This window comes from cyanobacterium endosymbiont of Epithemia turgida isolate EtSB Lake Yunoko (assembly GCF_000829235.1).
Taxonomy (GTDB): domain Bacteria; phylum Cyanobacteriota; class Cyanobacteriia; order Cyanobacteriales; family Microcystaceae; genus Rippkaea.
Genome location: NZ_AP012549.1, coordinates 2,129,712 through 2,142,673, shown reverse-complemented (window position 1 = coordinate 2,142,673; position 12,962 = coordinate 2,129,712). Strand labels below are relative to the sequence as shown.

The 12,962-nt window shown below is 30.5% G+C and carries 5 protein-coding genes; 3 read left to right on the top strand and 2 right to left on the bottom strand.

Translation table 11 applies throughout. The features are described 5' to 3' along the window. Nucleotides 1–707: 707 nt before the first annotated feature. Complete coding sequence (ileS, locus tag ETSB_RS06695) at nucleotides 708–3,578, bottom strand: isoleucine--tRNA ligase (RefSeq protein WP_044107053.1); 2,871 nt, start codon at nucleotides 3,576–3,578, stop codon at nucleotides 708–710. Between the two features lie 4,492 nt (nucleotides 3,579–8,070). On the opposite strand from ileS, the gene ETSB_RS06690 reads away from it, so the two are divergent. Together ETSB_RS06690 and ETSB_RS06685 are read left to right on the top strand one after the other, a co-directional pair. Continuing rightward, nucleotides 8,071–9,102 carry a septal ring lytic transglycosylase RlpA family protein gene (locus ETSB_RS06690; protein WP_232509877.1) on the top strand — a complete coding sequence of 344 codons (1,032 nt, stop codon included), beginning with the start codon at nucleotides 8,071–8,073 and terminating at the stop codon, nucleotides 9,100–9,102. A 153-nt stretch (nucleotides 9,103–9,255) separates the two neighbouring features. Further along, nucleotides 9,256–10,794 carry a bifunctional pantoate--beta-alanine ligase/(d)CMP kinase gene (locus tag ETSB_RS06685; protein ID WP_044107051.1) on the top strand — a complete coding sequence of 513 codons (1,539 nt, stop codon included), beginning with the start codon at nucleotides 9,256–9,258 and terminating at the stop codon, nucleotides 10,792–10,794. A 55-nt stretch (nucleotides 10,795–10,849) separates the two neighbouring features. Here ETSB_RS06685 and ETSB_RS06680 read toward each other — a convergent pair whose 3' ends face one another. Then, nucleotides 10,850–11,809 (bottom strand): LysR family transcriptional regulator, encoded by a 960-nt coding sequence (locus tag ETSB_RS06680; RefSeq protein ID WP_044107049.1) that lies wholly within the window; start codon nucleotides 11,807–11,809, stop codon nucleotides 10,850–10,852. 206 nt (nucleotides 11,810–12,015) lie between these two features. On the opposite strand from ETSB_RS06680, the gene ETSB_RS06675 reads away from it, so the two are divergent. Next, nucleotides 12,016–12,732 (top strand): NnrU family protein, encoded by a 717-nt coding sequence (locus ETSB_RS06675; RefSeq protein ID WP_044107048.1) that lies wholly within the window; start codon nucleotides 12,016–12,018, stop codon nucleotides 12,730–12,732. The last annotated feature ends 230 nt before the right edge of the window (nucleotides 12,733–12,962 follow it).

The window sequence follows — 12,962 nt, the reverse complement described above, 5'->3', positions numbered from 1 at the left end:
ATTTTTAAAATTTTAAACCCTAAGTAGAATCAGTAATTTATAAGCTCATGACAAATTTAAATTAATTACAGAATCATAAATAAATCTGATAATTATTCAATCTTCTTAAATAGCTAACTCACATACTCTTTCATATAGAAACCTAGATAGTAACTATTTTTGTTTTTATTTATAATAAAAATATCGTATTTTTAATAAATTAAATAAGTTTTATTTAGTTTAAAGCCAACTAGAGGCAGATATTATTCATTAAGTCTAACTTCTATTATTAGGGATTATCTATCATGGATAAACTAGAAAACCTTTAGTATTAAATGATTTCTAACAAACTAAATAACTTATATATACTATTGTGTAAACTTTTAAATCAAATTTTTTATGTATTTAAATTCTTGTTGTTACTAACAATTCCCAAAAAATATATGTTTAAGATATTTAACTAGGATATATTGCTATTAATTTAATTAGTAATATTTCTGTTTAAAATCTTTTCAAGATTTTTTTAAAAGTCATTTTTAAATAATCTTATCTGGTAAAAGTAAATATATTAATTTTAATGATGTAAAAACTTACTCAAAGCCATTGTCACAACATAATAGATCAATAAATTTTAAAGATTTAATCTTTACTCTAGGTCATTATTTGTTTTATTTATTTTAGAAACTCTTTAAGGTGTGCTAACTAGCTTAACACACCTTAAAGAGTTTCTAAAATTCACCCACTAATGCAGAATTACATCGTTCACAAATAGTAGGATTATCACTAAATTTTCCCACTTTTGTTGAGTAGTTCCAGCAGCGATCACATTTTTTTCCATCTGCTTTAATTACCCCAATAGAAACTAATTCAGACTCATTTTGATACTCTGTCTTTTGAATATCTTCAAGACTATCAACTAGTTCTACTTGAGAAGCTAACAATAAATAACGCAATTCATCTACTTGATTGCTAGTTTTAGAGTTAAGCAGTCCTAGATACTTTTTAAAGTCTTGGTCCGAGACATAAAGTAACACCTTTGCATCTAGAGAAGATCCGACCGCTTTTTCATTTCTTGCTTGTTCCATTACTTGATTAACTTCACTACGAATCAGCCGTAACTTTTCCCATGAATCTTTTAATTCTGGTTGTTTCCATTGTTTTTTTGTCTCTACCCATCCTGACTGAAAAACAGACTTATATAAAGTTTTATAGGGCAAGAATTGCCAGATATCTTCAGCCATGTGACACAATACGGGAGCGATCGCTTTAGCTAAATTTTCCAGGATGACTTTTAACACTGTTTGACAACTACGACGACGTAACGAATTATAATGGGAAATATAGAGTCTATCTTTGGCAATATCCAAATAAAAATTAGATAAATCTATTACACAGAAATTCTGAACTGTTTGAAAGAAACGAAAAAATTGAAATTTTTCAAATGCATCAGTTACTTCTGTAAAAACATCAGTAATGCGGTGTAACATGTATTGATCTAACTCTGGCAAGTCTAAGTAATTAACTGTATTTATTTTGGGGTCAAAATCATTTAAATTACCCAACAGAAATCTGGTTGTGTTACGTATTTTTCGGTAAGTATCTGACAGTTGTTTTATGATATTTTGACCAATAAGTACATCAGAGGAATAGTCAACAGATGAAACCCATAAACGTAGTACATCAGCGCCATAGGGAGGGGCTTTTTTCTGATCTTTTCCTCCATTTATAATAATGTATGGATCAATAATATTTCCTAAAGATTTACTCATTTTATGCCCTTTTTCATCTAAGACAAAACCATGAGTTAATACCGTTTTATAAGGAGCAATTCCATTAACAGCAACACTAGTCAACAAACTTGATTGAAACCACCCTCGATGTTGATCAGTTCCTTCTAAATAAATATCTACTGGATACTTTAATTCTTTCCGTTGTTTTGTCACTGCCGCCCAAGAAGAACCAGAGTCAAACCAAACATCCATTGTATCAGTGCCTTTGCGATATTTATGGGCATCTTGGCTATATTTCTTTGGTAGTAACTCTTCAATAGAAAGTTTCCACCAAGCATCAGAACCTTTTTCTGAAAAAATAGCTTGTACATGATTAATAGTTTCTTCTGTTAATAAAGGTTTGTTAGTTTCTTTGTTATAAAAAACGGGAATAGGAACTCCCCAATTACGCTGACGGGAAATACACCAATCTGAACGATCACCTACCATATGAGTAATGCGATTTTCTCCTTGCGGTGGAATCCAATTAACAGATTTTATTGCCTCTAAAGCAGCCTGGCGAAACCCTTCTACTGAGGCAAACCATTGTTCTGTAGCACGAAATATAGTTGGTTTTTTCGTCCGCCAATCATAGGGATATTTATGTAAATAAAGTTCTTCTTTGAGTAGAGATCCTCTATTTTTTAATTCATTAATAATAGCTCTATTAGCATCTTTTAAAACATTTAATCCTGCAAATTGTCCAGCTTCTTCTGTAAAGTTTCCCTGATCGTCTACTGGAGATAAGATACTCAAGCCGTACCGTTGACCAACTATATAATCTTCTTGTCCATGTCCAGGCGCGGTATGAACTAAGCCTGTTCCTGATTCTATAGTAACATAGTCTCCGCCGATGACAATTTCACTTTCTCGATCATACAAAGGATGGCGATAAACAGTATGTTCTAAAGCCTTTCCTTGAAGAGTTGTTTTGACTTTTAGAAAAGTTCCAAAAGTTCTCGATAATCGTTCCACTAAGTCGGCTGCAACAATGAGGTATTTATATTTACAAAGATCAGAAGTTAGCTCGACAATAGCATAAGTTAGATCGGGATTAAGAGCAACAGCTAAATTACCAGGAAGAGTCCAAGGAGTAGTTGTCCAGATAGCAACTCCCAAGTTAGAAAGAAACGGACTTAAAATCTCTTGAGCAACCTTTGAAGATTTAGTGACAGGAAATGCGGCAAAAATACTTTGGGAAATATGACCTTCAGGATATTCTAATTCTGCTTCAGCTAATGCACTCCGAGAACTAGGACTCCAGTGAACAGGTTTAAGTCCCCGATATATATAACCTTTAAGTGCCATCTCACCAAACACCCCAACTTGCGCGCCTTCGTATTCAGGAGTTAAGGTTAAATAAGGGTTTTGCCAATCCCCCCAAATTCCATATCTTTTAAAACTTTCTGCCTGTTTCTGTTGAATTGTGAGGGCAAAATTACGGGCTTCTTGGCGAAGTTTAAGAGGAGTCAAACTCTCGCGCTCTTTTGATTTCATACCTTGTAACACTTTTAATTCAATAGGGAGTCCATGACAATCCCACCCTGGAACATAATGTACTTTATGTCCCCGCAATAGCTTGTATTTATTGATGATGTCCTTAAGAATTTTGTTTAATGCATGACCCATATGGAGAGATCCATTAGCGTAAGGTGGCCCATCATGGAGAATGAATAAGTCTTCTGGGTTATTTAGTGACACCTGCTCATAAATTTTATTTTCTGCCCAAAATCTTTGTAATTCCAGCTCACGCTTTACAGCGTTAGCGCGCATACTAAAGTCAGTCTGGGGTAAGTTTACGGTATCTTTGTAGCTTTTGGGTTCTGTCACTGCAGTAATAACAATTTCTGTATTAAGTTACTATAATCTAATAATATTACAAGGGAAAAGTTATCCATATTGATAAAATTTAATCCTTTAGGTTGTGATGAGGTGTATATATATCCTCTTAGTAAGTAAATCGATACCTAATCACTTCAATTAAACTCAACTCTATGTATTCAGCTTTTATTAGAGCCTACCAAATTAAATAAAATAATAATTATGTCTTCTCTATTCAAATAGAACAATTGTTTGTATATGTTTATACAAACAATTGTTCCTCTGCTCATCTTCATGTCGTCAACATTAATGAAATAGTCTAAAATAACTTAGGAAATTAAAAACAATATCCAGAATTTGTTTGGATTAATTTTAAGTAAATAATGAAAAATAAAATATTTTTAGTAAAAAAATAAATTAAAAATATAAATATTAGAAATAGGGGTTTTAAAAAAATTTAGATATCATAGTTAAATAATAAGATATTTTTTAGTCAAAATAAAAAAATAAAAGCGAATAAATCACCATTAGTTATGGTAATTACTATCTTGTTTGTGTACAACTTATGTTTTATAATAGTGCACTTAGATTCCTGAGAAGTTAGTTTTATATATTTTTTGTAAAAAAATATATAAAACTAATTAAGATATCATAAATTTAATAAGATGTTACAAACACAGCTATCATTATTAATGATTAACCTAAAATAGGACAATTTAAAGATTATGTTAAATAATAACTGTCAATAATTAGGATTTAAATTAGTGTTAAAGAATAACAGAAGACAAGATTAGCTTATCTTTTTACTCCAAATTTTTTAAAAATATATGAATAGATATAAGCAATTATTTCAATAGAAAAGTTAAAAAAGTAATTCTAAACACTTTGATGTCTTACATCTTCAACATGAGAGATATTATTAAGTTTATTGTTAACTATTTAAATTCTAAAATACTTATAAACTAAATCAATTTAACTAGTTGAGTTTACTAAATTAATATTTTATAAAAATCAATAATAAATAGTTAATTTAACTTCCCATAAAAAAGTCTAGTAATAGGATATAGTTTTTATGACTTAATTACTTAAATTTTGTCTCAGTTTAAAAGCTAGTTTATGTTTATTAACATTACCCATGACTGATTTAACAATCAATAATTAACTACGATTATTAACTTTTACAACCAATTTTTATTTCTAAAATTAGATCATAGAATTTAAATTCTATCTAACTAGACATTAAAAACCTCATTATATTTGACTTAAATTTACATAAAATACTTTTATAATATGAGTAAAAATAGAACATTAATATCTTTATCTAAATACATAATATATACAAGTAATTAAACCCAACTGAATTAAAAAATATTATTTTAAAACAAAAAGTCCTGTAAGACGTAAAATCTTTTAAAGATTCAATATCATTGCCTATGATAAATTATATTTTTTTTGTAAATCTTCTAATTTTTTTTAAAAAAAGACCATGATTCAGAAAAATAACGGCGTTTTATACCCCTGATTTAATTCTATTTTTTGTTCTCCGCTTAAATTTTATTAATTGTCAAGTCCAATATATTTTTAAAAAATTAAACATTTATATAAATCCTCAAAAATTATTATTTTTAAATCTTTTTAAAGATATAATTAAATGTTTATTTATTTTATGTCGATAAAATTTATAAAATCTGAAAATAACTTATTTAATTTTGTTAAAAATTTATTTTTCTAAGTTTATAAATATTTTACTCTTTATTAGTATTTTACTGAATATATATAAATACACAATTATCTAGTAATATTCGCAATAAAAATATTGGAAAAATCTGATTTACAGATCATTCTAATTAACATAATATTGATCTTGCAATTATTGGAATATTTTTTATGATATAGTTCACTTCTAGTTATTCTAGAAAGACAAAAATCTATAATATTTTCAATTTCATGAAAACCCCTAAAATTTAAAATATAAATTATCTAATTATTACCATTTTATATAAAAAATATTTTAGAGTTTATTTAAATTTAAAAATAAAATAATTGATGTTATCAGTCTTAACTTAAGCATCTTTTTTTTAAAATCTAAGTACTTAATTATTGTATATTTAAATTGCCATTTTATTATATTTTTTCTTATAAAAAAAATTATTATTTATTAATAGAATTGAATATGGCTTATTTTTATTAATTTAATACATTTAAATTAATAAAAATTCATAATTTATTTAATTTTTATTTTTTTAGTATATATTTTTGGAGTTTTAAAATTTAGCTATTCTATAAATTTATTTACATATTAATTATGTATCGTCTAACGAATATCTATTTTATAGATAAACGGCTTTATTTGCCCAAAATAAATATCTAATAATTTATTTATTATTATGATAAAAATTTTATTAGTTAAAATTAATTAAGTATTTAACGCTATGAGTGAAAATCAAGTAAGAATATTAATTTGAGTTCAATCTAATAAACAAAGAAAATAATCATTATTTTTGACAAGCTAATTATTGACAATAACTACAATCTTATTACTTCTTTATTCTATTTTTAGATATATGTTATAACTGCATAAAATTAAGTCTTATTAATTAATTAATTGATTAATAAGACTTAATTTTATTATTTACTCTATATTTAATATTTTTATCTTATTTTTTTATTTAAAATTTTTGAAAGTTATTTCTATTGAAACCACTACTACCAAAACTATAAATCCTATAATTAATTTTAACAAATTAGTTATAGGATTTATAACTAATTTTAAGAACCTTCTTTCTTTTAATAGCATTCTTACTTAAGAGATTTTAAATTAACATAAAGACAAAAGCCGACTGATTTATATATAATCCTTATGTTTCAAGATATAATCAAAAATTAACAAAAGAATACGTCCTTATTTATCTATACCCTGTAATTGCAACAGATGATAAATAGATATTTTTTATTAAAAATAATTACCTAATATACAATTAATTTTAACAAAAAAGTGTGATATATTATATTTATATAGTGTTATCGTCAAGGGAATACAATTTTTTTATAACAAAGACTTTATTGTAATTTTACATTGATTAACTACTGATGGTTTTTAAAAACAATAATATTTTTGTATTTTTTTTAGATTCAATATACTCATATAATTTCTCTTAACTATTTTACAATTTATATATTTTTTCCAGAAAATATAATCTAAAAATTTTAGTTAACTCATCCAAACATAATATTTTCTAATTTTTTTATTGCGATTAAAACTTAAATTACAATAGTCTTAATAGACTATTGTAATTGAGTCAAAACTATTTTTAAGGAAAGGAATATCTCCAATTTTTATAACTATAAGCAGGAACATAGATAAATTCGTGTTTCTCTCTGTTACAATTTATCATCTAATCGAATATGTAGCTAGCTCATAAGCCATCAATACTTGCAATCCTGAGTCCAAAGTCCGAAGATGAGATAATCATTTTAAGGTTGCTTGTTGGGGATGATTACTATTTTAGTCACTAAAAATCGGTTTAATGGTAAAGAATCAACCACAGTATTGATTTGTTAAAGAAATACAGATAACTCTTTATTTAAAGTTACTATTAGTTTATGATTTTGTTTGAGCCGTTATTGCTTAATATCTTTTGTCAATATTTTTAGGTTTAATAATTTTAATTCAAGCACTCAGCAATTTAAATTTTAATGACCTTATTTTAATTTATATTTATCTGCGAAAAATAGGTTTAAAAAAAGAGTTAAATTTAAATATTAATGATTATATTCTAAAAATTATACTGTTTTTTTACTATGGAGTCGTCTACCCATAGAATAGTTAATGGAATACATAAAACCAAAAGTTTGTTTAACTTAAGGTAAGGTAATACGGTAATATCAACTTTTTTAAAAGCTATGACTGTTACCATCGCAGTTATAGCTTCTATAAGAAATGGCAATAGATCATTAAAAAAAATAAGGTCACAAAAATAAAAACAATAGAGACAAAATTTAACTTATAAATTCCTACAAAAAACACCAGATTTTTAGACTATAAAAATTAGTTATTAGTGAAACTTATATATTGTTAATTACATAGGGGTTTTTAAAAAATATGTAACTAACTTACTTATTTAAAATTCTCATAAAATCCTCCAAGAATGATTCAATTTTTTGGAGATAATAATGAAAATTATATTCAATCTACGTATTCTTGCTTCTGTATATTATTGTTGATATTTTTTTACTATATGTATGATGCTCATTGGTGCTTATTGAATGGGTGGCTAAACTGTATCATCTGCTTAGATTGCTCAGCAATTAAGTAATAATGCTCATCAACAATACTGAATTAACTTGACTAAGTTAATTCAGTATTGTTGACCAAGTCATTAATATAAAATATTTTCAATAAAAATCTACATAACCAATTACCAGAAAACACTCCATAAAAAATTCGTGTTACTGTGTAACAGTTTAAATAAGTGTAAAACAGTTACGTGAGGAGTCAACATTGCCAAATTCACTAAATCATCAAGATTTCGAGGTATTACACCACTCACTTAACAAAACAACCATGATAAAAAAACCCTGGAAAAGACTAGCAGCCATAGTATTAGCTACCAGTTTAGGGACACCACTCCTTTTGTGGGAGTCCCTAAATAGCTCAGTGGCGTCTTATCTTAGAAATCAAACTAACGAAGAGAAAGAACTCCTAGGGAAGGAGACGATAACAACAACAGAAAGTTCCGATAGAAGTAAGATAGCTACTCTTCATCCCCATCAGTGGAAATCTAAATTGGTTGTAATGCTCAGAGTACGAACAATACCTATTCTCACTTTTATTGGCACAAAAACCGATCTCATTAAAATTAAAAATAGTGAAAATAGTTCTGAACAAGTCCAAGCTGACACTGATGTTATGAACCAGGCTAAAGCTGTCGCTAAACGTCTAAACGAGGTGAGTCACAGTGAAAAATTTGACTATAAAAAGAATATCACTGTTAGTGCAAACACTAAAGATAAATCCTCCACAATCAAATTGAGTGATAAAAAACTTGTTACTATTGATTATCAGACTATCCTATCAGACACTACTAACAATTTGGCGTCCGACGGGCTACAAGCTACAAATCGCTTAGGTCGGTTGATGGGAGATGGAGATACACTCCCCTTGAATGCCATTGCCAATATATCTTCAGCTGCTCCAGAAATGGTAAGAGCAGGAGTCAAAGAACAAGTAACTAGTCTTCGTAAAGGAATGGCATCTTGGTATGGCCCAGGATTTCACGGTCGCTTAACTGCTAATGGAGAACGGTACAATCAAAACGGTTTAACAGCAGCTCATAAAAATCTTCCTTTTGGAACGAGAGTTCGGGTTACTAACCTCAATAATGGTCGTTCAATAACTGTTCGTATCAATGATCGTGGTCCCTATGCCCATGGACGGATTATTGATTTGTCAAGAGGCGCGGCCAGAGTTATCGGCTTGATGGGGAGTGGTATAGCTCCAGTACAAATTGAAATTTTAGGACGTTTAAAATAATAATTGCTAATGAGTGAATAAAAACTTTTCCAATTACCGCAGCACACATTAAGGTGTTTAACATTAATAAAAGCAACACAAACTTTGGCTGAGTAAACTTTTGTCTCTTATCTTTATCTATCCTAATCCATTCTTGATGACCCAATAATAAAAATGCGTATTTTAAAGACCGTAGCCGGGTTACGCGCCTATTTAAAAAATCAACCCTTTGAGCAATCCTTGGGCTTAGTTCCGACAATGGGAGCTTTACATCCTGGACACATCAGTCTAATTTGTCGCGCTGTGACTGAAACTGATCTGGTGATAGTTAGCATTTTTGTCAATCCTCTTCAGTTTGGGGCTCATGAGGATTTAGAACAGTATCCCCGACAATGGGAGCAGGACTATCAACTGTGTAAAGAATTAGGAGTAAAAGTATTATTTGCACCCACACCTCAAGAGATGGGAATGAATAATAATCTTCAGAAGCTTACTACAACGGTAATACCACCTTTTTCAATGAGCTCTGCGTTATGTGGAGCTTTTCGTCCTGTACATTTTTCAGGAGTTGCTACTATTGTCACGAAATTATTGATTATTGTGACTCCTGATGTCGCTTTTTTTGGAGAAAAAGATGCTCAACAACTTGCAATTGTTAGACAGTTAGTCAGAGACTTGAATTTACCCGTTACGATTAAAAGTTGTCCCATTGTCAGAGAATCGTCGGGACTCGCTTATAGTTCCCGCAATCAATATTTAAGTGAAGAAGAACGAAAACAAGCCCTAGCTTTGTTTAAAGGGCTCAAAAAGGTACAACAAGTTTTTAATGAGGGGGAACGTATTGCAAAACAACTGCTCAATATTTTCCAGCAAGAATTAGCATTAAATCCTGGGGTTAAGATACAATATGTTTCTCTGGTAGATCCTGATACCTTAACTGCCCTAGATAAAATTGAAGATACTGGGTTATTGGCAGTCGCAGCTTATGTCGGCTCAACCCGTTTAATTGATAATGTTATTCTTCGGATTCGTAGACCTATTATTGCCATTGATGGACCAGCTGGTGCAGGAAAATCTACTGTTACCCGTCGAGTGGCTAAAGCCTTGAATTTACTTTATTTAGACACAGGAGCCATGTATCGAGCAATTGCTTGGCTGGTTAAACATTCAGAAGTTTCTCCCAATGCTCCTGAGGCTATTGCGGAATTAGTTTCCCAAGCCACCTTAGAATTTCTCTCCACAACAGACGACACACTTCCTCGTCTTAAGATAAATGGGGAAGATGTCACAGGAGTAATTCGCACTCCCGAAGTAACTGCCTTAGTCTCTCAAATTTCTGCACAACGGGCTGTACGGGATAAATTAGTCTGTTATCAGCAAAAATTTGGGGAAAAAGGAGGAGTAGTTGCAGAAGGACGGGATATTGGAACTAATCTTTTTCCTGATGCCGACCTTAAAATTTTTTTGACAGCTTCGGTAACTGAGCGTGCCAGGCGGCGTTGGCAAGACTTTCAAGTTCAAGGATACAATGAAATTACCTTAGAAGAACTTGAACAAGAGATTAAAAAAAGGGATTATATCGATAGTCATCGTTCTCTTGCTCCCTTACGTCAAGCCGCTGATGCTATTGCCATTAATACTGACGGGTTGACAATAGAAGAAGTGACTGATAGTATCATTGCTCTTTATCATCGTCATAATACCTCATGTTGATTGATTATCCCTAAATCATATTTGAGAGGCAGGTTCTTTTAAGAAATTAGCAGTATTAGGTAGAGGAAACAAGTTCGAAATCCAAGGTTTCTTTATAAGTGGAGAATTCCGGTAGTATCTCCGTAATGAATGCTTCAGCTGCCTTTGAACGGTAACGAGTTGGGTTAGTAATTACAGACAAAGTTCGTTGAACTTCTATCCCTTTAATACGGCCAACATGAAGTTCTTTCATTTCCAATTCTTTCTTAATGGCTGTAATAGAAACAAACGCGACACCTAATCCTGCTTGAACTGCGTTTTTGATTGCTTCAATCGAGTTAAGTTCCATCTCAATTTTAAGACGTTTGGTATCTATGTCACAGCGATTTAACACCTTATCTATCACTTTGCGAATGGTAGACTGGGAGTCCAATCCAATAAAATCAAGGCGGTATAAATCCTCTTTTTGAATCTTTTCCACCTTAGTCAAAGGATGGGAAATCGGTAAAATTAATGTTAATTCATCTTCAGCATAAGGACGAACTTTTAAGATTTCTTGAAGTTCAGTCGGAACTTCTCCCCCAATAATTGCTAAATCTACCTGTCCGTTTGCCACCCCCCAAGAAGTCCGTCGGGTCGAATGAACCTGTAGTTGCACCGAAACATCGGGATATTTTTGGTGGAACAAGCCAATCATTCTAGGAAGAAGATAAGTTCCCGTAGTTTGGGATGCCCCTACAGTCAAAGTTCCCCCTTGAAGATTTTGTAGATCTTCGATCACTCGACAGGTCTCTTGACACAGGGTAATAATTTTTTCACCATAAGACAGCAAAAGATGTCCAGCTTCTGTTAATCGTGCTTTACGGCCACCTCGATCAAATAAGGGGACATTAAGTTGTTTTTCTAAATTTTGAACTTGGAGACTAACAGCCGGTTGAGAAACGTATAAAGTGTCTGCAGCCCGTTTAAAACTCCCCTCAGAAGCGATAGCCTTGAGGATGCGGAGTTGATCTAATGTAAAAGGAATATCTACCATAGGTTTATTAAAAAATAAGCAAGGATTTAACTGGGAAAGCTATCTTAAACTATTAACTTAACTTTGATGACGGGATATCCTAAATAAGGGACACTTATCTCTACTGAAAACGACAGTAACATACGATGGGGATCAAAATCCTTTAGTATAGTTTTGACAAAGATATCAAACCTAACTAATTTTTAAAATTAAAAACAAAAATACTAATGGCTTTACCCACCTGGTTAACACCAAGTCATGGAATTATTTTAGGGTTACTCTTGGGATTTGCTATTGTCCATAGTGGACTAGCAGCATTGCGTCCTTGGGGAGAAAACAAAATTGGACCGAGACCTTATCGTGTTATGTTTGTCTTTGTTAATATTCCCCTGGCGATTATTTTAATTACTTACTTTTTTAATCATCGCTATGATGGTTTTATTTTATGGCAATTTCAAAGATATCAGGGAGTTAAAGCTTTCGTTTGGCTTTTTAGTGCTATATCTTTCTTGTTTCTATATCCAGCTACTTTTAATCTTCTGGAAATTGCCGCAATTTCTAAACCCCAAGTTTATCTTTATGAAACAGGTATTATTCGAATTTGTCGCCATCCCCAAATGATTGGTCAAGTGATTTGGTGTATCACTCATACTATATGGCTAGGGACTACCTTTACTTTGGTGACATCATTAGGATTAGTTGCTCACCATCTATTCGCCGTGTGGCATGGAGATTATCGCCTCAAAAAACACTATGGAGAGGTTTTTATGGATGTTAAAAAACGGACTTCTATTATTCCTTTTTTAGCTATTATTGAGGGTCGTCAAACTTTAAAATTACATGAATTTTTAAAACCAACTTATCTAGTAATTCTTATTTTTGTGGAATTATTTTGGTGGGTACATCCTTGGTTAATAAAAATTACTTCTCAAGTTAATTGGTGATCATTCATATTAATTAAACCTATTTATATACCGTTTACTAAAACAAATAAAAACAATATTTTGCAAAATTAATTTTTTTTATCCAATCCTTTGAAAATATTAAGCTTAAAGTAGTGTAATGAGCTAAGAAAATATTATCGGAAGTAGAATGATCAGGAGCTAATTTAAAATAATTTGATTCAAGTAATTCTTCTTTAATTAAAACTCAAATAAGTAAAATAAAGTTAAAA